Source organism: Clavibacter sp. AC415 (assembly GCF_979252985.1).
Window position 1 is genome coordinate 1 of the sequence record NZ_CEEDAR010000011.1, and the last position, 24,614, is coordinate 24,614.

20 protein-coding genes and 5 pseudogenes are annotated in these 24,614 nt (G+C 75.9%); 13 read left to right on the top strand and 12 right to left on the bottom strand.

Features of this window, described 5'->3' with window-relative positions:
• From ACZ411_RS03160 to moaA, 4 genes and pseudogenes are all read right to left on the bottom strand, one after another.
• Positions 1–1,406 (bottom strand): SIP domain-containing protein (locus tag ACZ411_RS03160; RefSeq protein WP_464168475.1); only part of this gene is annotated, 1,406 nt, incomplete at its 3' end.
• A gap of 31 nt (positions 1,407–1,437) precedes the next feature.
• Positions 1,438–1,632 (bottom strand): annotated as a pseudogene (locus tag ACZ411_RS03165) (siderophore-interacting protein); the annotation flags it as partial.
• Between the two features lie 225 nt (positions 1,633–1,857).
• Entirely contained in the window at positions 1,858–2,127 is a 270-nt protein-coding gene (locus ACZ411_RS03170; RefSeq protein ID WP_464168477.1) for a MoaD/ThiS family protein, read from the bottom strand.
• A gap of 1 nt (position 2,128) precedes the next feature.
• Positions 2,129–3,186, bottom strand: a pseudogene (moaA, locus tag ACZ411_RS03175) (GTP 3',8-cyclase MoaA).
• Between the two features lie 120 nt (positions 3,187–3,306).
• Between moaA and ACZ411_RS03180 the strand changes: the two are divergent.
• From ACZ411_RS03180 to ACZ411_RS03195, 4 genes and pseudogenes are all read left to right on the top strand, one after another.
• A complete protein-coding gene (locus ACZ411_RS03180; RefSeq protein ID WP_464168479.1) occupies positions 3,307–3,819 on the top strand; it encodes a TOBE domain-containing protein in 513 nt (170 codons plus the stop codon).
• Entirely contained in the window at positions 3,816–4,637 is an 822-nt protein-coding gene (modA, locus tag ACZ411_RS03185) for a molybdate ABC transporter substrate-binding protein (protein WP_464168481.1), read from the top strand. Before ACZ411_RS03180 ends, modA begins: the two co-directional genes overlap by 4 nt.
• Positions 4,627–5,441: pseudogene (locus ACZ411_RS03190) on the top strand (ABC transporter permease). Before modA ends, ACZ411_RS03190 begins: the two are co-directional and overlap by 11 nt.
• Positions 5,442–5,527: 86 nt before the next feature.
• Positions 5,528–5,959 (top strand): annotated as a pseudogene (locus ACZ411_RS03195) (ATP-binding cassette domain-containing protein); the annotation flags it as partial.
• A 541-nt stretch (positions 5,960–6,500) separates the two neighbouring features.
• Here ACZ411_RS03195 and ACZ411_RS03200 read toward each other — a convergent pair.
• Positions 6,501–8,054: a glycosyltransferase family 87 protein gene (locus tag ACZ411_RS03200; protein ID WP_464168483.1), complete on the bottom strand. Its 1,554-nt coding sequence runs from the start codon at positions 8,052–8,054 to the stop codon at positions 6,501–6,503.
• A gap of 1,091 nt (positions 8,055–9,145) precedes the next feature.
• Between ACZ411_RS03200 and ACZ411_RS03205 the strand changes: the two genes are divergently transcribed.
• Both ACZ411_RS03205 and ACZ411_RS03210 read left to right on the top strand, forming a co-directional pair.
• Positions 9,146–9,385, top strand: coding sequence for a molybdopterin-dependent oxidoreductase (locus ACZ411_RS03205; RefSeq protein WP_464168485.1), 240 nt, complete (start codon positions 9,146–9,148; stop codon positions 9,383–9,385).
• Positions 9,385–9,912, top strand: a complete 528-nt coding sequence (locus ACZ411_RS03210; protein WP_464168487.1) for a hypothetical protein — start codon at positions 9,385–9,387, stop codon at positions 9,910–9,912. Before ACZ411_RS03205 ends, ACZ411_RS03210 begins: the two co-directional genes overlap by 1 nt.
• On the opposite strand, the gene ACZ411_RS03215 is transcribed toward ACZ411_RS03210, so the two are convergent.
• Genes ACZ411_RS03215 through ACZ411_RS03225 form a run of 3 tightly spaced genes read right to left on the bottom strand, consistent with a single transcriptional unit; the run spans position 9,861 to position 11,943 of the window.
• Entirely contained in the window at positions 9,861–10,559 is a 699-nt protein-coding gene (locus ACZ411_RS03215) for a class I SAM-dependent methyltransferase (protein WP_094116398.1), read from the bottom strand. The genes ACZ411_RS03210 and ACZ411_RS03215 overlap by 52 nt on opposite strands.
• Positions 10,556–11,239, bottom strand: a complete 684-nt coding sequence (locus ACZ411_RS03220; RefSeq protein WP_464168490.1) for a TIGR04282 family arsenosugar biosynthesis glycosyltransferase — start codon at positions 11,237–11,239, stop codon at positions 10,556–10,558. The genes ACZ411_RS03215 and ACZ411_RS03220 overlap by 4 nt, the downstream gene beginning before the upstream one ends.
• Positions 11,236–11,943: a glycosyltransferase family 2 protein gene (locus tag ACZ411_RS03225; protein WP_094116396.1), complete on the bottom strand. Its 708-nt coding sequence runs from the start codon at positions 11,941–11,943 to the stop codon at positions 11,236–11,238. The genes ACZ411_RS03220 and ACZ411_RS03225 overlap by 4 nt, the downstream gene beginning before the upstream one ends.
• A gap of 135 nt (positions 11,944–12,078) precedes the next feature.
• Here ACZ411_RS03225 and ACZ411_RS03230 point away from each other — a divergent pair, with 135 nt between their 5' ends.
• The 4 genes and pseudogenes from ACZ411_RS03230 to ACZ411_RS03245 all read left to right on the top strand — a co-directional run bounded on the left by ACZ411_RS03230 (position 12,079) and on the right by ACZ411_RS03245 (position 16,161).
• Positions 12,079–12,924 carry a response regulator transcription factor gene (locus tag ACZ411_RS03230; RefSeq protein ID WP_464168492.1) on the top strand — a complete coding sequence of 282 codons (846 nt, stop codon included), beginning with the start codon at positions 12,079–12,081 and terminating at the stop codon, positions 12,922–12,924.
• A complete protein-coding gene (locus ACZ411_RS03235) occupies positions 12,921–14,183 on the top strand; it encodes a sensor histidine kinase (protein ID WP_464168494.1) in 1,263 nt (420 codons plus the stop codon). The genes ACZ411_RS03230 and ACZ411_RS03235 overlap by 4 nt, the downstream gene beginning before the upstream one ends.
• Positions 14,180–15,794 (top strand): annotated as a pseudogene (locus ACZ411_RS03240) (molybdopterin-dependent oxidoreductase). The gene ACZ411_RS03235 and the pseudogene ACZ411_RS03240 overlap by 4 nt, the downstream one beginning before the upstream one ends.
• A gap of 97 nt (positions 15,795–15,891) precedes the next feature.
• Entirely contained in the window at positions 15,892–16,161 is a 270-nt protein-coding gene (locus ACZ411_RS03245) for a hypothetical protein (protein WP_464168496.1), read from the top strand.
• Between the two features lie 135 nt (positions 16,162–16,296).
• Here the strand turns inward: ACZ411_RS03245 and ACZ411_RS03250 are convergent, their stop codons facing one another.
• Positions 16,297–16,791: a PadR family transcriptional regulator gene (locus ACZ411_RS03250; RefSeq protein WP_464168498.1), complete on the bottom strand. Its 495-nt coding sequence runs from the start codon at positions 16,789–16,791 to the stop codon at positions 16,297–16,299.
• Positions 16,792–17,263: 472 nt separating this feature from the next.
• Here ACZ411_RS03250 and ACZ411_RS03255 point away from each other — a divergent pair, with 472 nt between their 5' ends.
• From ACZ411_RS03255 to ACZ411_RS03265, 3 genes are all read left to right on the top strand, one after another.
• Positions 17,264–17,956: a hypothetical protein gene (locus ACZ411_RS03255; RefSeq protein WP_104291470.1), complete on the top strand. Its 693-nt coding sequence runs from the start codon at positions 17,264–17,266 to the stop codon at positions 17,954–17,956.
• A gap of 290 nt (positions 17,957–18,246) precedes the next feature.
• A complete protein-coding gene (locus ACZ411_RS03260) occupies positions 18,247–19,620 on the top strand; it encodes a PP2C family protein-serine/threonine phosphatase (protein WP_464168501.1) in 1,374 nt (457 codons plus the stop codon).
• A gap of 79 nt (positions 19,621–19,699) precedes the next feature.
• Positions 19,700–20,944 carry an MFS transporter gene (locus tag ACZ411_RS03265; protein WP_464168503.1) on the top strand — a complete coding sequence of 415 codons (1,245 nt, stop codon included), beginning with the start codon at positions 19,700–19,702 and terminating at the stop codon, positions 20,942–20,944.
• A 24-nt stretch (positions 20,945–20,968) separates the two neighbouring features.
• On the opposite strand, the gene ACZ411_RS03270 is transcribed toward ACZ411_RS03265, so the two are convergent.
• Genes ACZ411_RS03270 through ACZ411_RS03280 form a run of 3 tightly spaced genes read right to left on the bottom strand, consistent with a single transcriptional unit; the run spans position 20,969 to position 24,183 of the window.
• Positions 20,969–22,324, bottom strand: coding sequence for a hypothetical protein (locus tag ACZ411_RS03270; RefSeq protein WP_464168505.1), 1,356 nt, complete (start codon positions 22,322–22,324; stop codon positions 20,969–20,971).
• Positions 22,325–22,331: 7 nt separating this feature from the next.
• Complete coding sequence (locus tag ACZ411_RS03275) at positions 22,332–23,282, bottom strand: TIGR03943 family putative permease subunit (RefSeq protein ID WP_464168507.1); 951 nt, start codon at positions 23,280–23,282, stop codon at positions 22,332–22,334.
• 7 nt (positions 23,283–23,289) lie between these two features.
• Positions 23,290–24,183 (bottom strand): permease, encoded by an 894-nt coding sequence (locus tag ACZ411_RS03280; protein WP_094117030.1) that lies wholly within the window; start codon positions 24,181–24,183, stop codon positions 23,290–23,292.
• Positions 24,184–24,614: the final 431 nt, after the last annotated feature.

Consider the following 24,614-nt stretch of genomic DNA (forward strand, 5'->3'; position numbering starts at 1 on the left):
ACCGTGGTCGGGTCGTCGACGTCCGTCGTGGTGACGAAGACCTGGTCGGCGCGCGCCTCGAGCACCTTCTCGGGGCGCGACAGGTCGACGGAGATGGATCCCTCCCAGTCGCGCTCGGGCGTGGTGAACCCGGCGCACTCGAGCGTGCTGCCCGCGAAGGAGTCGGGGCCGTAGAGGGTGAGGAGGCCGTCGCGCGGGCGGATCATCTGAGCGGTCGCGCCGGCGGCGTCGTTCTCGGCCGCGACCTCGTCGCAGCGCGTCCGGGCAGTCGGCGAGGAGCGCTGCGGCGTCGTCGGACCGGCCGAGCGCGTCGCCGACGCGGGCCACGTTGTCCTGCCACGGATCCGCCTGCGAGGCGAGGAAGACGGTGGGCGCGATGGCGGCGAGCTGGTCGTGGATCGCGGCATGCCGGGGACTCGGTGCCGATGATGAGGTCGGGCGCGAGCGCGGCGATGCGCTCGACGCCGGGCTGCGGGGACCGTCCCGACGACCTCCGCGGCGGCGGCGTCGGCGCCGAGGTAGGCGGGCACGCCCGCGGTCTCGTTCAGCACGGCCGCGCCCACGGGGACGACGCCGAGCGCGACGCTCGTGTCGAGGGCGACGGGCTCCAGGACGACCACGCGCTGCGGCGCCGCGGGCACCTCGACCTCGCCGCGGGCGTCCGTGACGGTGCGGGTGCCGGTCGCGGCGGCGGTGGATCCGGCGGCCGCGTCGCTCGCCGTGCTGGCGGGCGCGCAGGCGGCGAGGCCCAGGACGACGAGGGCTGCGGAAGCGCGGCGGCGGTCCGGCGGCGGCGGTCGCGCCCTCCTGCGCGGGGAGCGGCGGAGGGGAGGACGCGGGCGGGCAGGACGGCACGGGGAGGGATCACGAGGGCCTTCGTTCGACGGGATGCGTCTCGACGGCAGCGCGGGCGCCGAGCTGAGATCAGGTGAGGCTAACCTAACCGACTTCTCCCGCCGGGTCACGCCGACGGCCGTCCGCGCGCCAGTACCCCTGCGCCTGCACGCGCGCGGGATCGACTCCGTGCGCCACGACCGCGGCGCGCAGCCCCGGCACCGCCCCGCGCTCTCCGTGGCGATCCACGCCGCGAAGCGCGGCCCGTCGGCCACGGCCGCCGCGGCGTGCTCGGCGGTCCAGGCCGCCAGGGCCTCGCCCAGCGCGGCGGCGGGGCGCCCGGGGATCCGCCGCACCGCGCGCACCTCCACGCCGTCGGGCCGTGCGTCCACAGGCGGCCAGGCGTCCGGTGCATCCGCCTCCACGAGCGCGACGCCGCACGCGGCCGGGTCGAGCGTCCGGAGGATCCCGGCGATCGCGGGCACGGCGGCCTCGTCGCCCACGAGCAGCACGCGGCCGGGCGGCAGGTCGGGCCGCCACTGGATCCCGTGGCGCCGGTCGCCCGCCCGCACGTCGGGCCCCGGGGGCGAGCAGCCGCGCGCCCGGACGGGCGGCGAGGGCCCAGGCGCTCGCGGGCCCCGCGGGCTCGTGCACGAGGAGGTCGACGTCGACCTCCGCCGCCTCCGGCCGCACCGCGCGCGGCGTGTACGTGCGCAGCGGGTGCCGCTCGGCGGCCGGCATGCCAGCCACGCGGTGCCGCCAGTCCTCGACCGCGAGGCCGTCGACGTCGCCCGCCAGGGGCCCGGCCCACGCGCCGCCCGGCGCGGTCGGGCCGGGGGAGCACCAGCTCGATCCGCTCGGTCGAGGCCCCCACGGTGCCGAACAGGTCGAGCGTCGGCCCCGTGAGCGTCACGCGCACGAACGCCGGGGAGACGCGCGCCGCCCCGCACCACGGCCGTCTCGAACAGCCGGTACGGCGGGTGCGGCACGGCGGAGGGCATCCCGGGAGCGTACCGGGGCGGATCAGCCGCCCGAGAACGGCGGCAGCACGTCCACCGCGTCGCCCGCGGTGAGGGGCGCGTCGCGGTCGGAGGTCGCGACGCCGTCCACGAGGTAGGTGCAGCAGGGCGAGGACGGCGGCGGCGTTCGCGGGGTCGTCGGAGGCGGCGGCGCGCGTGCCGAGGGCGTCCATGAGGTCGCCGAGGACGGCGCCGTCGGGCAGGTCGAGCGCGTCGGTGGTGCGGCCGAGGGCAGGCCGCGGCGGGCGGCGAAGAGCTCCACGGGGACGATCACGTCAGCCCCCGATCGCGCTCATGGAGCGGGCGGGCTGGATGAAGTCGGCGTCGTCCATGCCGTGGCCCTTCGGCTTCGCCCACATCGCGCCGCGCCAGAGGTCGGCGACCTCCGCGTCGCTCGCGCCCGCGCGCAACGGTGCGAGCAGGTCGGTCTCCGTGTGCGAGAAGAGGCAGCTGCGGACCCCGCCCGTCGCCGTGAGCCGGGTGCGGCGGCAGTCGGCGCAGAACGGCTCGGTGACGCTCGCGATCACGCCGACGCGGCCGAGCATCGCGGTCGCCGCGCCGCCCTCGCGGGAGTGGACCCGCCAGAGCTCGGCCGGGGCGCCGTCGCGCGGGGCCTCGTCGGGCACGAGGATGAAGCGCTCCTCGAGGCGTCCCGGATCTCGGCCGCCGTGATCATCTCGGCGCGGTCCCACGCGTGGTCGGCGTCGAGCGGCATCTGCTCGATGAAGCGCAGCTGGTGGCCGCCGGCGAGGGCCCAGGCGAGGAGATCGGCCGCCTGGTCGTCGTTGACGCCGCGTACGAGCACCGCGTTGATCTTCACGGGCGTGAGCCCCGCGGCCGCCGCGGCGTCGATGCCCTCGAGCACGCGGTCGAGGAACGGTCGGCGCGTGATGAGCCGGAACGTCTCGGCGTGCACGGAGTCGAGGGAGACGTTGATGCGGTCGAGGCCCGCGTCCTTCAGCGCCTGCGCGCGGGAGGCCAGCCCGATCGCGTTGGTGGTCAGCGAGATCTCGGGCCGGTCGGGGAGCGCGGCGCACGCGGCGATGATCTCGAGGAGGTCGCGGCGCAGCAGCGGCTCGCCGCCCGTGAACCGCACCTGGCGGACGCCGAGGTCGCGCACGCCGATGCGCACGAGCCGCTCGATCTCGGCCAGCTGGAGCGCCTGCCGGTCGGGCGTGAAGGGGAGGCCCTCGGCCGGGATGCAGTACGTGCACCGCAGGTTGCAGCGGTCGGTGAGCGAGATCCGGAGGTCCGTCGCGCGGCGCCCGTGCTGGTCGAGGAGCGCGGGGTCGTCGGGCCGGGCGGGTCCCGGAGCGGCGGCGGGACGCGGCATGGCCGGCATCCCCAGCGAGGTGCTCATGCGCCCAGGCTACGCGGGCCTCGCTGCAGGTCCGACGCGGCGTCGTCCGGTACGCGGGCGCCGCGCCGCGTCTGCGGTGCCTAGGATCGATCCATGACGCAGGACAGTAACCAGGGACGACGACGTGCCGCGGATGCCGAGGAGCCGATCGACGCCTCCCTCGTTCGGGAGCCCGTCCGGTACCGCGTGAGCGAGGCCGCGGCGCTCCTCGGCGTGAGCGACGACACCCTCCGCCGCTGGGCCGACGCCGGCCGGCTCGACCTGGTGCGGGGCGAGGGGCGGCTGATCCAGGTGGACGGCGTGCAGCTCGCGCACCTCGCGACCGAGCTCGCAGCGGACGGGACGCTCGCGGCGCCGGGCGCACGCCGCCCCCTGGCCTCCGCGCGGAACCGGCTGCCCGGCATCGTCACGCGCGTGGTGCGCGACGGCGTGATGGCGCAGGTGGAGATCCAGGCCGGGCCCTTCCGCGTGGTGTCGCTCATCAGCCGCGAGGCCGCCGACGAGCTGGGGCTGGAGGTCGGCGCGCCCGCCGCGGCGACCGTGAAGGCCACGAACGTGGGCGTCGAGCGGCTCGCGCCCGAGGACCTGACGGGCGGCCGGGCGTGAGGCCGACGGTCCGGATCCGGCGTCGCCGCGTCCTCGCGCTCGTCGCCGCCCTCGCCGTCGCGGGCACGACCGCGGGCTGCGCTGCCGGCGGGCCGGTCCCCGCGCCCGCCTCCGGATCCGCGTCGGCCGCCCCCGACGCGCTCTCCGGCGCGCTCGTGGTGCAGGCCGCGGCGTCGCTCACGGGCAGCATGGACGACGTCGCGCGCGCGTTCGAGGCGGCGCACCCCGGCGTCACCGTGACCGTCTCGTACGGCGGCAGCTCGACGCTCGCCCAGCAGATCGTGCAGGGCGCGCCCGCGGACGTCTTCGCCTCCGCGTCCGACGCCACCATGCAGACGGTGGTGGACGCGGGGGAGACGGCCGCGGACCCGCGCGTCTTCGCCCGGAACTCCCTCGAGATCGCGGTGCCGCCCGGCGACCCCGGGCGCGTCACGGGCCTCGCCGACTTCGCCGATCCCGACCGCACGTTCGCGCTCTGCGCGCCCGAGGTGCCCTGCGGTGCCGCAGCCGCGACGGCGTTCCGGCAGGCGGGCGTCACGCCGCGTCCCGACTCGCTCGAGCAGGACGTGCGCGCCGCCCTCACGCGCGTGGAGCTCGGCGAGGTGGACGCGGCGGTCGTGTACGCGACCGACGTGCGGGCCGCGGGCGACCGGGTGCAGGGCGTGCCGCTGCCCGACGGGCAGGACGTGACGACCGACTGCGTCGTGGCGCCGCTCGCCGGATCCGCGGCGCCCGAGGCCGCCGCCGCGTTCGCCGGCTTCGTGGCCGGCGACGCGGCCCGCGCCGTGTTCGAGGACGCGGGGTTCCGTGCCCCGTGACGCCCGGGCCGACCGCGTGCCGGCCCTCCTCTGGATCCCCGCGGGAGCCGCCCTCGCGTTCCTCGTGCTCCCGCTCGCGGCCCTCGTGGTGCGCGCGCCGTGGGCGACCCTCGGGGAGCGGCTCGCGGATCCCGGGGTCGCCCGTGCCCTCGGCCTGTCGCTCGGCAGCGCGCTCGCCGCGACCGCGCTGAGCCTCCTGCTCGGTGTGCCGCTCGCGTTCGTGCTGTCGCGCTCGGCGGGCCGCCCGCCCGTGGTGCAGCGGGTGCTGCGCGCGCTCGTGACCGTGCCGCTCGTGCTGCCGCCCGTGATCGGCGGGGGTGGCGCTCCTGCTCCTGCTGGGTCGCCGCGGCCTCGGTGGGCGGACCGCTCGAGGCCCTCACCGGGATCACCATCCCGTTCACGACGCCCGCCGTGGTGATCGCGGAGACGTTCGTGGCCATGCCGTTCCTCGTGCTCGCCGTGGAGGGGGCGCTGCGCGGCGCCGACCGCCGCTACGAGGACGCCGCCGCGACCCTCGGCGCGAGCCGCTGGACCGTGCTCCGCCGCATCACCCTGCCGCTCGTCGCACCCGGCATCGGGGCCGGGGCCGTGCTCTGCTTCGCGCGGGCGCTCGGCGAGTTCGGGGCCACGCTCACCTTCGCGGGCAGCTTCCCGGGCGTCACGCAGACCATCCCGCTGTCGGCGTACCTGGCGCTGCAGACGGATCCGGACGCCGCCGTCGTCCTCAGCCTCGTGCTGCTCGCGGTGTCGGTCGTCGTGCTCGTGAGCCTCCGCGACCGGTGGACGTCGGGGGTGCACGCGTGACCGGGGGAGCGGCCGCGGACGTGCCGGGTCCCGACGCGCCGAGTCCCGCCGCGGCGGGACTGGCCGCTGCGGGTCTCGACGCGCGGGTGGTCGTCGCGCGCCCCGCCTTCCGCCTCGACGTCGAGCTGCGCGTCCCCGCCGGATCCACGGCCGCGGTCGTCGGGCCGAACGGCGCCGGCAAGTCGACGCTCCTCCGGGCGCTCGCCGGGCTCGTGCCCCTCGACGCCGGACGGGTCGCCCTCGACGGCCGCCTGCTCGAGCGCGCGGGGGACGGGGACGGCGGGGAGCCGGCCGTTCGGACCCCCGTCGAGCGCCGCGGCATCGGCGTCGTGTTCGCCGACCACCTGCTCTTCCCGCACCTCCCGGCGCTCGCGAACGTCGCCTTCGGCCCGCGCGCGCACGGCGTCGCCCGGGCCGAGGCGGAGGACCGGGCGCGCGCCCTCCTCGACCGCCTCGGGATCGGGCACCTCGCCGACCGCCGGCCCGCGGCCCTCTCCGGCGGCCAGTCCCAGCGGGTCGCGCTCGCCCGCGCCCTCGTGCTCGAGCCGCCGCTGCTCCTCCTCGACGAGCCGATGGCGGCGCTCGACGCGGGCACGCGGCTCGACGTGCGCGACCTCCTCGCCGACGAGCTGCGGCGCTTCGGCGGCGCCGCCGTGCTCGTGACGCACGATCCCGTCGACGCGCTCGCCCTCGCCGACCGGATCCATGTGCTCGAGGGCGGCCGCCTCGTGCAGGAGGGCGTCCCCGCCGAGGTCGCCGCGCGCCCCGCGACCGCCTACGTGGCGCGGCTCGTGGGCATGGTCCGCCTCGAGGGGCGGGACGGCGCGGGGCGTCCCGCCGTGCTCGTCGCGGCGCCCGCCGACGTGCGGCTGGCGCGCGAGGACGCGGGCTCCGGAGCCCCCGCCGGCGCCGATCCGCGCCGCCTCACGGCCTCCGGCACGGTCCGCCGGATCGAGGGCGCGGCCGGGCGGATCCGGGTCACCCTCCGCCTCGACGCGCACGATCCCGAGGACGCCGCCGCCCGGGGCGACGGCCTCGTCCTCGACCCCGGCGCGGAGGTCACCGCGGAGCTCGACGCGGCGGCGTTCGCGCGGAGCTCCGGCCGGTCGCGGGCGAGCGGCTGGTCGTCCGCATCCCGCGCGGGGACTGAGTCAGCCGGCGCCCGGCCCGGCGCCCGGCCGCTCGACGGCCACCCGGTCGCCGCCCGGTCGTCGCCGGAGCGGCGCGGGCACGAGACGGCGACGGCCGTCGGGTCCGAGGCGCACGAGCGACGCGACCACGACGACCACGAGCGCGGTGCGCGAGCGCGATCTGCCACGCCCACAGGTCCGGCGCGAACAGCCGGAGCGCGAGCGCGCCCACCACCGCGAACCACTCGCCGCGGCCCGTCATGGCGATGAACGGGATCAGCAGCAGCGCGTACCAGGAGTACCGCGGGCTCACCGCGAGCAGGGTGACGCCGATCATCACGACCTGCCCCAGCCACGGGTCCGCCGGGTCCGTCCGCCACCAGACGAGGGCCGCCGTCACGGCCAGGATGAGCGCGACGGCGACGAGGCCGAACCGCCCCGGCACGACGAGCTCGACCAGCGGGAAGCGCCCGCCGGCCTCATAGCCCTCCTCCTGCAGGTAGCCCGGCAGGTACCCGAGCACCGCGATCCCCGTGCTCAGCACGTACGGCACGTACAGGAGCGCGAAGGTCACGACCGCCGCGGTGATGACCTTCCACGGCTGCCGGCGCAGCAGCGCGGGCGCCGCGATCACCGGGATGAGCTTCGTGGCGATGGCGGCGCCGAGCGCGATGCCGCCGCGCCACCGCATCCCGCCCGCGACGAGCAGCGACGCGGCCAGGGCGAGCAGGGCTCCGAGCGCGTCCACGTGCGAGTTCGTGACCACCTCGCTCGCCACGAGAGGGCACCACGCCCAGAGCGCCGCCCACCACACCGGCAGGCCGCGCCGCCGCAGGGCGCGGAGGAGGAGCAGGGTCACGGCCGTCATCATCAGGAGCCCGGCCGCCTGGAACGCCCCGTACTCGACGCCCACGGGCACGACCGCGCGCACGCCCGCGAAGAACAGCTCCGCCATGGGCGGGTAGATGGTGGGGACCTGCGGGCGGTTGAGGGCGGTGCACATCGGCTCGCCGGTGCCGGCCTCGCGGAGGCCCTGGATCCGCGTGCCCTCGCAGGTGGCGGACCCGTCGGCGCGCGCCACCGTGTCCGGGAAGAGCCACGCGGGCCGGAGGTCGCGGAGCTCCGGGGCGGCGGGCGTGTACCGGTAGGGCGACTCGCCCGTGCCCTGGACGATGCCGTCCCAGGCGTAGCGCGCGGAGTCGGTGCTGGTGTTCGGGGGCCCGGCCATCGCGGCGCCGCCGACGGCCACGGATCCGAGGATGATGAGCGCAGCGGCGGATCGGGCCGGCAGTCTCCGCACCAGGAGGACGGCGGCTCCGAACACCACCCAGAGCACGACGACGAGCCAGAAGAACGGCGCGGCACCCTCGCGGCGGAAGAACGCCTCGTCGTCGGCCTCCCCGAACAGATCGAACGCGACCACCGACCATCCGGTGAGCGCGGCCATGACGAGCAGGACGAAGGCGGTGAGGGCGGTGCGCACACCCCATTGTGTCGGCCGCGGCCCGAGCGTCCGCCGGTCCGCCCCGGGACGACGTCCCCGCGACACCCGGAGGTCCCCATGCGGACGCTGATGCACGAGGCGCGGCGGCGGCTCGCGTCGCCCGCGCGGACGACGCGGATGGCCGTCGTCATCGGCCGGCTGCTCGGCCTCGCGTTCCTCGTCTGCTTCGCGACGGGCCTCTACAGCCACTACCTGCAGGAGCCGCTCCCGTGGATGCGCTTCCCCACGGCGCCGGTGTCGCTCTACCGCGTGACGCAGGGCATCCACATCACCGCGGGCATCGCCTGCGTGCCGCTGCTGCTCGCCAAGCTCTGGATCGTCTTCCCCGAGCTGCTGACGTACCCGCCGGTCACCGGGGTGGTGTCGTTCCTCGAGCGCGCCTCCATCGCCGTCTTCGTCGGCGCCTCGCTGCTCGAGGTGACGATCGGCCTCCTCAACACGTTCCAGTGGGTGCCGTTCCCGTTCTACTTCCGGCAGACGCACTGGGCGCTGGCGTTCGTGGTCGTGGGGTCGCTCGCGATCCACATCGGGGTGAAGCTCCCCGCCATCGCCCGGCACTGGCGGCGCGGGCAGGCGGACGAGTCGCCCATCGTCGCGCCGGAGGACGCTCCCGCGGTCGGCCGTGACGGCGACGGCGGAGGTGCCGCCCGCCCGGCGCGCGGCGTCACGGGCCGCGTGCTCGCCTGGATCGACGACACCCCCGTCACGCCGGCCCCGGTCGCGCGACGCGGCTTCCTCGTGGCGGTCGGCGCGTCCGTGGCCGCGGTCGTCGGGCTCACCGCGGGCCAGTCCTTCCGCGTCCTCGCCCCGTTCAACGCCTTCGGCCCGCGCGTCATGGGCACCGGGCCCCAGGGCCTGCCCGTCAACCGGACGGCCGAGGCCGCCGGCGTCACGGAGTCCGCGATGGATCCCGCCTGGACGCTCACCGTCTCCGCCGGGTCCATGTCGCGCGCGTTCACCATGGACGACCTCCGCGGCATGGGGCTCGTGACCGCCACGCTGCCCATCGCCTGCGTCGAGGGCTGGAGCCAGTCGGCCGTCCTGGCGGGGGCGTCCGCCTCCGCGACCTCATGGACGCCGTCGGGGCCGACCCGGGGGCGCGCCTGCGGGTCACGAGCCTCGAGCAGCGCGGCGGGTTCCGGCGCACCGAGATGGGGCCGGAGTACGTCCGCGACCCGCTCACCCTCGTGGCGCTCGAGCTCGACGGCGCGCCCCTCGACATCCAGCACGGCTACCCGGCGCGCATGATCGCACCCGGTCGCCCCGGCGTGCTGCAGACCAAGTGGCTCTCCACCCTGGAGGTGATGTGATGACCGGCAGCCCCCGGACGCCCGCGGACCGCGGCGCGCCCGCTGACCGCGATGGGACCACTGCCCGGAGCCCGCGCGGCATGCTCGCGGCCCGCGCGGTGCTCGTCGCGATCGGCGTGGTCGGCCTCGCGGCCGGCGTGCTCACGCTCCTCGACACGCAGCGCACCGACCAGGTCGTCGGCGTCGCCGTGTTCCTGCTGCTCGCGATCCTCGTGCACGACGCGATCCTGTCGCCCGTCGTCTTCGCCGCCGGCCTCCTGCTGCGGAAGGCCGGCCGTCGGCTGCCCGCGGGCGCGCTCGTCATCGTGCAGGCCGGCGTGGTCGTCATGGCCGTGATGACCCTCGTGGTCGTGCCGGAGATCCGCGCGCGGGCGATCGGCAACGACAACCCGACGATCCTCATCGCCGACTACGCGCCCCGCCTCGCGCTCATGTGGGTCGCCACCGGGGTGGCGACGGCCGTGGTCGCGGCGCTCTACGCGCGCACGAGGCGGCAGAAGGACCGGCCCTCGACCTCCCAGCACTGAGCGAGGCCGAGGCCCGCGTCCGCGGCCATGCGGGCGACCGCGTCGCGGCCGACCTGGGCCCACGGGAACGGGTCGCTCGCGTTCCCCTGGCCGTCCTCGACCGTGCACTCGAAGGTGCGGTCGCGGGCGGGATCCGGGTGGGTCTCCACCACGAGCGCGCCCGAGTCGTCGAGCAGCTCGCCGCAGCGGGCGAGGAGCGCGGCCGCGTCGCCGCCGATGCCGATGTTGCCGTCGAGGAGCAGGAGCGTGCCCCAGCCGCCCTCGCGCGGCAGGCGCTCGAAGACGGAGCGGTGCAGGACCGGGAGGCCCTGGCCCGCCGCCATCTCGACCACGGTGGGGGAGACGTCGATGCCGAGCGCGCCGAGCCCCGCGTCCATGGCCGCGCGGACCATGCGGCCCGGGCCGCAGCCGATGTCGAGGACGGGGCCCGCAGCGTCGCCGAGGAGGCTCATGTCGACGTCGTCGGCGTCCGCGCTCCAGCGGCTGATGTCGATGACCTCGGCGCTGTCGTCGTCGGCCGCGAGGGAGAGGAACAGGACCTCCCCGGAGTCCCGCAGGGCGCGGGCGTACGGCTCGCCGCCTCCGGATCCGAAGGTCCGGGCGCGCGCGTCGGCGCGGTCCTCGGGATGGTCGACGGCCAGGCTCATTCGGGGTCCCCCAGGGGTGATGCGGGTGCGGTGGTGCCGGCGCGGGTCGCCGCGTCGGTCATGAGGATTCGGAGCGTGGCGGCGAAGCGATGGGCGGGCGCGGCCGCGGCGGCCTCCCGCGCGTCGTCGACCGTGTCCACGTCGGTGAGCTCGGGGAGCATCGCGACGTCGAGCCCGGCGTCGATCAGGCGCGACAGCTGCACGGCGCCGGTGTCGTCCCGGGACATGGGGACGCCGCGCACCAGCGCGCCGTCCGGGTCCCGGAGCCCGAGCGCCCAGAAGCCGCCGTCGTTCGCCGGGCCGAACCACGCGTCGGGGCCTCGCGCGCCGTCGGCCCAGGAGTCGAGCACGGGGCGCAGCAGCGCCGCGGTCAGTTGGGGCGTGTCCATCCCGACGAGGAGGACCGGGCCGTCGAGCACGTCGAACATGGCCGCGAGGCGCTCGTCGAGGTCGCCCGCGACCTGCGGGATCACGTCGTAGCCGGCCGCCTCCTCGGGCGGCGTCGTGCCGTCGAAGAGGAGCACGCGCCGCGCGGGGGCGGCGTCGTCCACGGCGGCGAGCGTGTCGGCGAGGGCCGCGGAGGCGAGCTCGGCCGCCTCCTCGAGCGTGAACGGCGGGTGCAGGCGCGTCTTCACGCGGCCCGGGATGCACTCCTTGGCGATGACGACGACGGCGGTCATGCGGATCCTCCCGGTGCGCGGCCTGCTCCCGCGGCCGCGGCGCGCGCCTCGGCCAGCACGCGCGACATGTCGCGGACGGCCGTGACGGTCCCGCGCACGGTGCCGGTGACCTTGGACCGCCCCACGCGCGGTGCGTACGGCATGTCCACCTCCAGGATGCTCCACCCGGCGGCGGACGCCCGCAGGAGCATCTCCAGCGGATAGCCGCTGCGCCGGTCGAGGATGCCGAGGCCGAGCAGCTCGGTGCGCCGGCCGCAGCGCATCGGGCCGAGGTCGTGGAGCGGGACCCCCGTGATCCGCCGGAGCCGGCGCGCCAGCTCCAGGTTCGCGATGCGCGCGTGCAGCGGCCACGCGCCGCGCGCCGAGGGCACGCGGCGACCGAGCACGAGGTCGCGCTCGCCGTGCCGCACGGGATCGACGACGCGGGGGAGGAGGGCCGGGTCCATCGACGCGTCGGCGTCGCAGAACGCGACGAGCGGAGCGGTCGCCGCCTCGAGGCCCGCATGCGCGGCGGCGCCGAACCCGCGGCGGGACTCGGCCACCACGAGCGCGCCGTGCTCCCGCGCGACCTCGGCGGAGCGGTCGGTCGAGCCGTTGTCGACGACGATGGCGCGGTACCCCTCCGGCAGGCGCGACAGCACCCAGGGCAGGGCCTCCTCCTCGTCCAGGCAGGGGAGGACCACGTCCACGAGCGCTTGCGTCATGCCGTGAGCCTAGGAGTCCCCGGCTGGGGGAGGGCGCCGTCGGCCGTGAGGCGGCACCGCCGCGAGGGGTGACGGCTCGCTCGCAAGCCGGACACGGCCCGGCTGCGCCCAGGGACCGGCGCATAGTCTGGCCGGGTGAGCCCCGCATCCGATACCGCGCGCGCCGATGGCGGCCGCCCCGACCCCTCTCGGCCCGATCCGTCGCGGCCGGACCCCCTGCGCGGCCGCCGCATCCTCGTCGTCGAGGACGACCCCACCGTCAACGAGGTGGTGTGCCGCTACCTCAAGGCCTCCGGCTTCCACGTGGAGACGGTCGCCGACGGGCTCGAGGCCGTGCGCGTCGCCACCGAGCGGATGCCCGACCTCGTCGTGCTCGACCGCATGCTGCCGGGCCTCGACGGGCTCGAGGTGTGCCGCCGGATCCGCGCGGAGCACCCCGAGTCGCCCGTCCCCGTCGTGATGCTCACCGCGCTCGGCCAGGGCGAGGACCGCGTCAACGGCCTCGACGCCGGAGCCGACGACTACCTGGCGAAGCCCTTCTCCCCGCGCGAGCTGGTGCTCCGCGTGCGCGCCGTCCTCCGCCGCACCGTCCTCGAGGACATCCCGGAGCCCGCGTTCGTCGCCGGCCCGTTCGTGCTCGACCTCGGTGCGCGGGAGATCCACCAGGCCGGTGCCATGCTCTCGCTCACCTCGCGCGAGTTCGACCTGCTCGCCTTCCTCCTGCGGAACCCGCGGCGCGTGTTCGGCCGCGACGACCTGCTCCGCCAGGTGTGGGGCTGGGAGATCGGCGACCTCTCCACCGTCACCGTGCACGTGCGGCGGCTGCGGGAGAAGATCGAGGCGGATCCCGCGCATCCCGTCCTCCTCGGCACCGTGTGGGGCGTGGGCTATCGGTTCGACCCGGACGCCGCGACGCCCGCCGCGCCTGCCGCGGCTGCGCCTGCCGCGCCCGTCGCCGATCCCGCCGGGGGCGACGCGTGAACGCGGACTCCTTCCTCATCGTGGTGCTGACGGCGCTCGTCTGCGCCGCCGTCGTCGGCCTCGGCGCGAGCGTCCTCCTGCGGCTCCTCCGCCGCCGTTCGCTCGTGCTGCAGATCTGCGTCGTCGCGCTCGCCGCCGTGCTCTCGGTCGTGGGCGGCATGGTCGCCGTCACCGCGGGCATGCTCGTGGACGACGCCGGCCTCGCCGCGTTCCTCTCCGTCGCCGCCGTCTCCGCGCTCGTCTCGCTCGTCATGGCCGCCATGCTCGGCATGACCCTCGTGCGCGGCAGCCGGGAGCTCGGCCGCTACGCCGCGTCCATGGGCGAGGAGGCCGCCGTCGAGCCGAACCGCCCCACCAGCACGGAGTTCGCGCAGCTCGCCCGCGAGCTCAGCGCCGCGAACCGCCGCCTCGCGGACGCCCGCGACCGGATGGAGGCCCAGGAGCGCAGCCGCCGCGAGCTCATCGCCTGGATGTCGCACGACCTCCGCACGCCGCTCGCCGGCATCCGCGCCATGGCCGAGTCCCTGGAGGACGGCATGGTCGACGACGAGCACCGCTACTTCCGGCAGATCCGCGTGCAGGCGAACCGCCTCAACGGCATGGTCGACGACCTCTTCGAGCTGTCCCGCATCAACTCGGGCAGCCTCGAGCTCGCCGTCGAGCGCGTCTCCCTCTACGACGTCGTGAGCGACACCGTCGCCGAGCTCGGACCGGTCGCGCAGGCGCGCCAGGTCGACCTCCGCGGCGTCACCGCGCACGACGACCTCGTGGTGCAGGGCGACCCGCGGGAGCTCTCGCGCGTCGTCGGCAACCTCGTGATGAACGCCATCCAGCAGTCGCTCCCCGGCGGCCGCATCGTCATCTCGGCGCACCGCGACTCCGGCAACCTCGCGGTCCTGTCGGTCGAGGACACCGCGGGCGGCATCCCCGAGGCCGACCTGCCGCGCGTGTTCGACGCGGGCTGGCGCTCGACCGGATCCCGCACGCCCCGCGCGTATGCCGGCAGCGCCGCGCAGAGGGCGGCCCTCGGGCCCGACTTCCCGGCGCCCGCCGCCGAGACCGCGGAGCCCGATCCCGCCGCGCAGGCCGAGTCCACCCACGACGGCGGCTACGCGTCCGGCGGCGGCGGCGCGGGCCTCGGCCTCGCCATCGTCCGCGGCATCGTGCGCGCGCACGACGGCGACGTGACCGTGCAGAACGTCGACGGCGGCTGCCGCTTCGACGTGATCCTCCCGTACAGCAAGCCGGTCCCGGCGTGACCCGTGCGGCCCTGGCCGCCTGGTCGGCGTTCCTGGGGGTCGTCGCGGCGCTGTCCGTCCTCGCCGTCGCGGAGATCGCGGCCGCGTTCGTCGCGCCCGCGGCGAGCCCGGTGCTGGCGGTCGGCGCGCTCGTCATCGACCTGGTTCCCGCGGTCGTCAAGGACGCCGTCATCGCGCTGTTCGGCACGGGCGACAAGGTCGCGCTCATCGTCGTGCTCGGCGTCGTGGTGCTCGCCGCGGCCGCGCTCGCCGGGATCCTGCAGGTGCGCCGTCCACCCCTCGGCATCGTCGTGCTGGCGCTCTTCGCCGGCGTCGCGGTGCTGGCGGCCACCTCGCGCGCCGGTGCCACGGGCGCCGCGGCGATCCCCACCGTCCTCGGCATGCTCGCGGGCGTCTTCATCCTGCACCGCGGCGCGGACCGGCTCCGCGACTGGCGCGACGCCGCCGACCGCTCCACGTCCGTGGCCGTGCAGGCGGCGGAGCCCGTGCGCGCGATCGCCCGCCCGGCCGCCCGCGCGCCCCTCACCGGCGGCGCGCGCGTCGAGCGCCGCACGTTCCTCGTGATGACCGTGGTGGCGGGCGTCGCCTCCGTCGTCGCCGGATCCGTCGCCCGCGGCCTCAACGCCGCGGCCGCGCGCGTGGACGACTTCCGCCGCACCCTCGTGCTGCCGCGCGCGGCGACGCCCGCCGCCGCGATCCCCGCCTCCGCCGAGCTCGGGATCGACGGCCTCGCGCCGTTCATCACCCCCGCCTCGGACTTCTACCGCATCGACACGGCCCTCCAGGTGCCGTCCGTCGACGCGGCGTCGTGGCGCCTCCGCATCACCGGCATGGTCGAGGAGGAGGTGGAGATCACCTTCGCCGAGCTCCTGGCGCTGCCCCTCGAGGAGCACGTGACGACGCTCACGTGCGTGTCCAACGAGGTCGGCGGCGACCTGATCGGCAACGCCCTGTGGCTCGGCTACCCCATCCGGCTGCTGCTCGAGCGCGCCCGGCCCCGCGCCGGCGCCGACATGGTGCTGTCCACCAGCCAGGACGGCTGGACGGCGAGCACGCCGCTGGAGGCGCTCACCGACCCCGACCGGGCGTCGATCCTCGCGGTGGGCATGAACGGCGAGCCGCTGCCGCAGCAGCACGGCTTCCCCGTGCGGATGGTGGTGCCCGGGCTCTACGGCTGACGTGTCCGCCACGAAGTGGGTCACCGAGCTCAAGGTGACGACGTTCGCCGAGGACGTCGCTTACTGGTCCACCCGCGGTTGGACCGAGCGCGGCCCGATCAAGACCGGCTCGCGCATCGACACCCCGCGCGCGGGCGTCCGCGTCGACGCGGGCCGGGTCGCCGTCGCCGGGATGGCGTGGGCGCAGCACACCGGCATCGCGCGCGTCGAGGTGCGCGTCGACGAGGGCGACTGGGTCGAGGCGGCCCTGGGCGACGGCGTGGGCACCGACACCTGGCGGCAGTGGTCGTACGCGTGGGACGCGACGAGCGGATCCCACCGGCTCGAGGTGCGCGCGACCGACACCACGGGCGCGACCCAGACCTCGGACGAGGCGCCGCCCGCGCCCGACGGCGCGACCGGCTGGCACGGCATCTCCGTCACCGTCGCCTGATCACGGTTCCGCCGCCCTCCCGGGACACGCGGACGCCGAGCGCGTAGCGTCGAGGGACGGCGCCACCGCGCCGCACCGACCAGCAGAGGAGAGCACCGTGAGCGACATCGAGAACCCGCGCGACCCCGCCGACCGCGACCTGGACGACACCGGCGTCGACGTGGAGGAGCTCGTCGGCACCGACGACCGCGATGCCGAGGAGGCCGTCGACGCGGAGCGCGTCGTGCCGCTCGACGACGACGACGACGCAGCCACCGACGACGCCGACGACGCCGAGGACGGCGGGCTGGGCATCGACATCACGCAGTCGGACGGCCCCGACCTCGAGGCCGGCGACGACCTGGACACGGGCGCCGCGATCCGCTGACCCGCCCGGCGGTCCCGTCCACCCGGCGGTCCCGCTCAGCGGGCGGATCCGCCGGCCCCGCACGCACGACGACGGCCCCCGCAGGAGCGGGGGCCGTCGTCGTGTCCGGGCGCCGGTACGGGCCGGCGACCGGGATCAGTCGGCGAGGATCGCGTACAGCGCGCGCCGCGTCTCGTCGAGCTTCGCCGCCGCGGCCTGGCGCTGGGCATCGGTCGCGTCGTGCATGAGGGGCTTCACGACGCCCATGAGCTTCATGAGGCTCGTCTGGAACGCGTCCTCGCCCTCGGACCGGTCGGTGGTGGCGGCCCAGGCGGCGTCGATCGACGCCCGGTTCTCCTCGACGTGGGCGCGGCCCGCGTCGGTGAGGGAGTAGACGCTCTTGGCGCCGGACTCGTCGGCGCTGATGAGGTCCTCGTCGACGAGCTGCTGGAGAGTCGGGTACACGGATCCGGGGCTCGGGCGCCAGGCGCCCTCGCTCTTCGCGGCGATGCCGGTGATGAGCCCGTAGCCGTTGGACGGCGCCTCGGCGAGCAGGGAGAGGATCGCGAGGCGGACGTCGCCGCGGCGGGCGCGTCCCCGTCCGCCGCGTCCGCGGCCCGGGCCGAAGCCGGGGCCGCCGAAGCCGCCCATGCCGGGGAAGCCGGGGAACCCGGGGAAGCCCGGGAAGCCAGCCGCCCTCGCCGGGCTGGAAGCCGCGGGCGAGCGGGTGCCCCGGCATGATGCGCGGGCGTCCGCCGCGGTGGTGCTGCAGGCGGGGCTCGTGGCGGTCGGCGGGGACGCCGTCCCGGGTGCGGGACGGCAGGTGGTCGTGGTCGTGGTCGTGGTCGTGGGTGCGCATGGGCGCTCCTTCCGGGGAGATGATGTCGGGGATCGCGACGTGCTGTCGCGATGTAGCGACGATATATCGGCGACTATCGGATGTCAAGGGGTCCCTTTCCGCGCATCGTGGCGCATCCCCGGATCCACGGGCTTCCGGGCCTCGAACCTGGCCTTCCCCTGGGAAAGGAGCACCGGCCCCAACCCGTTCTCCTCCGGCGCCGAAGTCCCTGTGTCGCCCGGGGGTACCGGGCACGGATCCCGTTCACACAGCGAAGGAAATGTCATGCGCAACCTCACCAAGTCGGTCTTCGGCCTCGCCACCGCGGGCTTCCTCGTCGTCGGCCTCGCGGCCTGCTCGACCCCCGCCGAGACCCCCTCGTCCTCCAGCTCCGCCGCGCCGTCCGCGTCCGCGACGACCGAGGCCGACCCCACGCCGCTCGCGTCGATCCCGACCCTGACCGGCGTCGACACCCAGGTCACCCTCGACTCCGGCTTCACCGGCGCCCTCACGACCCTGGGCCTGACCCCCGGCGTCATCGGCACCGCCACCCTCGACGGCGCCACCGGCGTCCTCGCGTTCCCCATCACCGGCGGCAACGTGGACTACTACGACCCCGAGATGGACTACCGCCCCTACGTCCAGGGCGAGATCGACCACGACGGCTCCGGCATCAGCCTCACCGCCGGCGACACCGTCGTGAAGCTCACCGACTTCGTCATCGACCCCGGCACCAGCCGCCTCACCGGCTCGGTCCAGGTCGGCGACGGCGAGGTCATGAACGACGTCTACATCTTCAACCTCGACGGCACGACCCTGAACCCGCTCCAGATGGAGGGCGACAACGCCGTCCTCGAGGGCACCACCGTCAAGGTCAGCCCCGACGCCGCCGCCCTGCTGAACAGCACCTTCGGCACCGACGCCGTCACCGACGAGCTCGTCGTCGGCATCGCGAAGATCACCGTCAACACCAAGTAGCACCCCACCCGGCACACACCGGGACAGCACCACCTGCGATCACAGCGGAACGCATCGACGGCCTCGTCTCCCTCCGGGAGCCGAGGCCGTCGGCGCGTCCGGGCCCGTCCGGCGCCGCGTCGACCTGTCGGACGCCCCGCGGATCGGTAGCCTGGGCACCAGACGCACTGCCGACGCCCGGGGGGCCGTCGGCATCGCCGCCGGCGGAGCGCGGACGACCACGGTCGACGCACCCGCCGCATCCCCGACGGACCTCCCCGAGATCCCGAGGGACAGGAGGCGACCGCACCGTGCTCGACTCGCTCACGCTGCGCGTCGCCTTCGGCGTCGCGACCCTCACGCTGTTCCTGCTCTTCGCGCTCGTCACGTTCCGCAGCACCCGCTCGGCCTTCAGCTTCTGGTGGTGCAGCGCCCTGGCGCTGTTCATGGCCGGATCGCTCCTCTACCTCCGCGACGGCACCGCCGACCAGGTGTGGGCGAACCCGATGGGCAACGGCCTCAACGTCGCCGGTGCCGCCGCCGTGTGGATGGGGAGCCGGTCCCTGCGCACGCGCCCGACGCCGTGGTGGCTCGTGGTCGCGCCCGCGTTCGTCATGGTCGTCGTGTCGTCCGCCGACTCGCCCGCGACGAACGACTGGTCCGGCGGCCCGCTGTACCTGGGGCTGATGAGCACGCTGATCGGCCTGTCGACGCGCGAGCTCGCCCTCCTCGAGGCGGGCCTCTCCCGCACGCGCTGGCCGCTCCTGCTCTCCTCCGGGGCACTGGCCGCGTACTACGCCGTGCGATGCGCCGTCCTCGTCGCGACCGGGCCGCGCAGCCCCGCCTTCACGACGTGGTTCGGCACCCCGTCGACGACGCTCATCACGCTGGTGCTCCTCGTCGTGGTGTCGTTCAGCATGGCGTCGCTCAGCGGCGAGCAGGTGGCGAGGATGCTCGCCGCCTCCGCCGACCGGACACGGCAGGAGCTGATCGAGGGCGGCGGCGTCCAGCGGCGGCTCCTGCCGCAGTCCGTGCCGGACGTGCCGGGCTACGAGGTGGCCGGCGAGTGCGTGCCGAGCGGGGAGGTCAGCGGCGACTTCTTCGACTGGCACCGCACCCCGGACGGCATCGTCGTGACCCTCGCCGACGTGATGGGGAAGGGCGTCGGCGCCGCGGTCATCGCGGCGACCGTGCGCGCGTCGCTCCGCACCGCCCTCCCGACCTTGGACCCCGGCCGCACGCTCGCCGTCGTCGACCGGGCCGTCGAGCCGGACCTCGACGCGAACGGCGCCTTCGTCACCCTGCTGCACCTGCGGCTGGACGCGGCGAGCGGCGACGTCGCGATCGTCGACGCCGGGCACGGGCTCGGGCTCGTCTGCCGCGCCGACGGCTCGCGCGAGCAGATCCCGTCGCGCAATCTGCCCCTCGGCGCGCTGGGCGAGCAGGAGTGGGTGACGAGCACCGTCCACCTCGGGCCCGGCGACCTGCTGCTCGTCTGCAGCGACGGCGTGCTCGACCTCTTCGACGGCACGGTGGGCGGCGCTCGACCGCGCGGCGGACGCCGCGATGGCGGCGGGGCCCAGCGCCGCCGGCGCGGTCGCGGGCATCACCGGCCTCGCGCCGGCGGGCGCCCTGCCCGACGACGTGACTGTCGTCGCCGTGCGCCGCACCGCCTCCCGGCGTGAGGACGCCGCGCCGACCTGCTTGACTCGAGGTCGGCAGGGACGGATCGGGGCGGGCATGCAGGACGGGACGACGACGGACGTGACGGCGCGGGACGCGACGACCAAGGCCCCCCGGGACGCCGCGGCGCTCCTCGGGCGCCGACGGGCGGTGTACGCGTTCATGCTGGTGTTCGGCATCGGGATGTCGTCGTGGGTGGTCCGCACGCCCGCCGTGCGGGACCTCCTGGCCGCGTCCACGGCCGAGATGGGCCTCGTGCTGCTCGGCCTCTCCGTCGGGTCCATGACCGGGGTGCTGACGTCGGCCGCCTTCGTGCGCCGGCACGGCGTGCGCCTCACGGTCGCCCTCGGCGGGGCGTCCTTCACGGCGGGCATCGCGCTCGTCGGGATCTCCGCGAGCCTCTCGTCCACGCCGGGCGTGTTCGTCGGGCTCGCGCTGACCGGGCTCGGGATCGGCTTCTCGGAGATCGCGCTGAACCTCGAGGGCGCGGCCATCGAGACGGCGCTCGGACGCTCGGTGCTCCCCGCGATGCACGGGTGCTTCAGCCTGGGCACGGTGCTGGGCTCGGTGGTGGGGATCGGCCTCACCGCGGTCGACTTCCCCGTGATCGGGCAGCTCCTCGCCGTCGCGGCGCTCGGCGGCGTCCTGCTCGTCACGGTCGTCCGGTCGGTTTCGCCCGGCACGGGACGGGTGGACCGGAACTCGTCGGCGGACGCCTCGGGATCCCCGCGGAGGTCGCTGCTGCAGGCCATGCGCGAGCGGCGCGTGCTGATGCTGGGCGCCATCGTGCTGGCCCTCGCCCTGGCGGAGGGCTCCGCGATGGACTGGCTGCCGCTCCTGATGGTCGACGGCCACGGCGCGTCGCCGACCGTCGGCACGGTCGTCTTCACGGCGTTCGCGGCCGCCATGACCGTCGGCCGGTTCGTCGGCGCGCCGCTCCTCGCCCGGTACGGCAACGCGGCCGTGCTCCGCGTGAGCGCGCTCGTCTCCGCGGCCGGCATCGCCGTGGTCGTGTTCGTCGACAGCCCCGTCGCGGCCGGATGTGCGGTCGTGCTGTGGGGGCTGGGCGCCGCCCTCGGATTCCCCGTGACGCTCTCCGCGGCCGCCGACGGCGACGACCCCACGTCGTCCGTCGCCGCGGTCGCGACGGTCGGCTACGTCGCCTTCCTCGTGGGCCCTCCCGTGCTCGGGTTCCTGGGCGAGCAGTTCGGGCTCCGCGGCGCGATGGTCCTGGTGCTCGTCCTCGTCGCCGCGGCGTCGCTCCTCGCGCAGGCCGCGGGACCCCGGACGGGTCGGGACGGGGGGACCCCGCTCAGCCGATCGTGACCTCGAAGCCGGCGACGCTGCGGGTCACCGTGCCCGTGGACAGCTCGACGAGCAGCGTCGTGACGCTCGGTGTCGCGGGGGTTCCGCGGGTACTCGTCGCTCGCCCCGCGGGCCGGGTCCGGCACCGTCTCGAGCAGCGCGAAGCGGCCGTTGGGCGTGACCGTGAGCCCCGTGATCCGGGTCGCCGGGTCGGCGGGCACGTAGACGTCGCTCGCCGAGCCGTCGCGGACGACCACCAGGCGCTGCGTGGCCGCGCCCGTGGCGGGATCCAGCGCCGTGCGCACGCGCAGCACCGCGCCGTCGTCGCCGGGCACGAAGGAGATGGCGCCGTCGTACTGCAGGTCCTGGCCGCCCGTCTCGGTCGGGAGCGTCGTCTGCCGGGCGGTGCGGAGGTCGATCTCGGTCGTCGTGCCCGGATCCGTGACCGCCAGGCGCGTGCCGTCCGCGGAGAACGGCCCTGAGCGCGCCGTGCCGCCCGAGCGGCACGATCGGCGCGGAGCCGTCGACGGTGATGAGGTAGAGGTCGCCGTCCTGCCCGTGCGCGACCAGCTGGGGGCGCCCGGGGACGAACCCCCAGGCCTGCGCGGAGACCGCCTGCCCGTCGAGCCCGAGCACGGGCGCGGGGGCGGCGCCGGCCGCGACGTCGTCGACCATGAGCGTGTCGTCGAAGCGGACGCCGTCGGCGCTCGTGAAGCGGAACCCGACGGTGGTGCCCGTGTCCTCGGCGTGGAGGTCCTGCAGCGTCCCGCGGTCGGGCAGCGGCAGCGGGACCTGGCCGGAGCCGTCGAGCGCGGCGATGACGAGGCCGTTCGTGCCGTCGTCCTCGAGCGTCGCGACGACGAGGGACTGCCCGACGACCGCGTACTCCTGGATCCTCGTCGCCTCGAACACGACGTCGCTCGCGCCGGATCCGGTGCCCGCCACGCTCTGCCGCACGATGCGGTCGGCCTGCTGCTCGCCGCCGCGGACGAGCACGAGCATGCCGGGGTCGCCCGTGCGGAACGAGGTGCGGAGGTCGGCCGCCGGGCCGCCGCCGATGCCCTGCACGCCGTCGACGGCGACCGTGTAGTCGGCGTCGTACGCGAGCGGGCGCGCGAAGTCGATGACGATCCGGTCGGCCTGCGTGTCGACCGTGAACTCGGCGCCGGGCTCCATCCGCACGCGCGACGCGTCGACGGCCTGGAGCGGCCGGTTCGCCGCGAGCACGAGCCGCTGCCGGGACTGCTGCACGACGGCGAGCGGATCGACGTCGGTGCGCACGAGCCGCGGCCCCTGGCTGCCGGCGGCCGCGAGCAGCCCGCCGCAGACGAGGACGAGCACGACGACCACGGCGGTGAACGCCCGGCGGAAGGCACGCGGGGAGGCGGCGGCGTCGGTCACGGGAGGCTCAGTAGACGTAGGGGTCGGCGGGCTGCTCGACCTGCTCGACGGTCGCGGGCATGACGGCGAGCGGCTGCCGGCTGCGCGCGCTCGGGTTCGAGGCGAACGGGCCGGTGACCTCCACCCACTCGTCGGTCTCGAGCGTCGACGCCCAGCCGGGCTGGTAGACGGGCACGCCGACGGGCTGCGCGTCGACCGCGCAGCAGGTGACGACGAAGCGGGTCACGTAGAAGACGTCGTCCGGGTCGTCGGGGTCGGCGCTCACGAAGCCCGTGATGTCCACGGACTTCGACGTGAAGAAGGTCGGGTCGGTGGTCTGCGCGAGCAGCTGCGACCAGTCCTTCACGCCCAGGGTCGAGAAGTCGCTCGTGCCGAGGAGCTCCTCGTCGGGCGCCGCGTCCGAGGCGACCGTGCTCGAGTTGAGGGCGCGCTGCGTGACCGTGCTCGTCGTGAGCGTGCGGGGCGGGAGGACGAGGACGGCGACGACCGTGACCGTGACGACGCCCGCGACGGCGACGCGGGAGGCGCGGGACCGGAGGGACGCGCGGCGGCGGCGCGCGGACGCGGACGCGGACTCGGATCCGGCCGAGGACGGGGCGGCCGCGTCGCCGAGGGCGGCGGGTCCGTGGTCGTGGTCGTGGTCGTGCTCCTCCGCGGCCTCGGCGGGCCGCAGGGCGAACCCGGCGACGGTCGCGACGAGCCCGATGACCGCCATGATCGCCGTGAAGACGAAGTAGCGCGGGTGGATGTAGAGGCCGAGCTGCCCGGTGACCGTGAGCCACAGCGTCGAGACGATGCAGGCCGCGAGGAGCACGAGGCCGACCGTGGAGGAGGCCCGGCCCCCGGCGGCCCGACGCCGGCGCGCGCGGCGGGTCCCGCGGCCTCCCGATGCGGCGGTCGGGACGGCGGTGGTCGGGACGTCGGCGATCCGGCCGTCGGCGGTCGGGTCGGCGGGCATCCGGTCGTCAGGCGATCGCATTGACACCCCATCCCAGCGCGAGGCTGATCAGCGCGACGACCGAGGTGATCATCACGAGCGTGCGGGTCGAGTAGGTGGTGCGCATGAGCGCGAGCATCTTGACGTCGATGACCGGTCCGAACACCAGGAAGGCGACGATGCCGCCGGGGAGGAACACGGACCCGAACGACAGCACGAAGAACGCGTCGACGTTGGAGCAGACGGAGACGACGAAGGCGAGCACCATCAGCGCGACGACGGAGAGGATCGGGCTGCCGCCCAGCGTCACGAGCACCTCGCGCGGAACGGCGACCTGGATGAGGCCCGCCAGCAGCGAGCCGATGACGAGCGCCGGCATGATCGTCGTCGCCTCGCGCCCGAACAGGCCGATCGACCGCCGGACGCGCGCGCCGCCCTGCGCGTGCGGGTCCGGCAGGGCGCACTCGGCGCGGAACTCGTCGGTGAGGAGGCGGTCGGGCTGCGGGTGCAGGCTGAACAGCCAGCCGACGACGTTCGCGATGAGGAAGCCGCCCACGAGGCGGGCCACGAGGATCCAGCCGTCGAAGCCGAACGCCGCGTGGGTCGTGATGATCGTGATCGGGTTGAGGATCGGCGCCGCGAGCAGGAACGTGATCGACTCCGGCACCGTGAAGCCGCGCACCACGAGCCCGCGGGCGAGCGGCACGTTGCCGCACTCGCAGACGGGCAGCGCCATGCCGAGGAACGAGATGCACGCGCGGCGGAGGAAGGGGTTCCGCGGCAGGCGTCGCTCGATCACGCCCGGCGGCACCCACACCTGCACGACGATCGACAGCACGATGCCGAGGATCACGAACGGCAGCGACTCGACGATGACGCTCACGGACAGCGTGACGAGGTCCTGGATCCGGTCGGGCAGCACGCCGTCGCCGAGCGCGGGGGAGGCGGCGCGGAGGGCGAGGAGCAGGAGGACGAGGCCGAGGCCCGTCGCGAGGCCCGCGCGGAGGCCCGTGGGGGCGGCGCGGCGGGCGGCGTGATCGTGCGGATCGTCGAGGTCGAGCGTCGCGGTGCCGGTGAAGGTGAGAGTGCCGGTGCCGGTGCCGGTGCCGGTGCCGGTGCCGCTGCCGCTGCGGGTGTCCGTGTCCGTGCCCGAGTCGGCGGCGGGGACGGACCGGGCGGGGCGCCGGTCGCGGGCCCGCTCGCGCCGGGGCCGCACGGGCCGGTCGAAGGGCGAGGCGCCGTCGTCGTCGGGCGCGGTGCCGCCGAGGCGGTCCGTCATCGCGGACCGGTGGCGCGGGGCCGGGGTCGGAGGGGCGCGCGCATCCCGACCACCCTAACCGGGCTGAGAAGCGT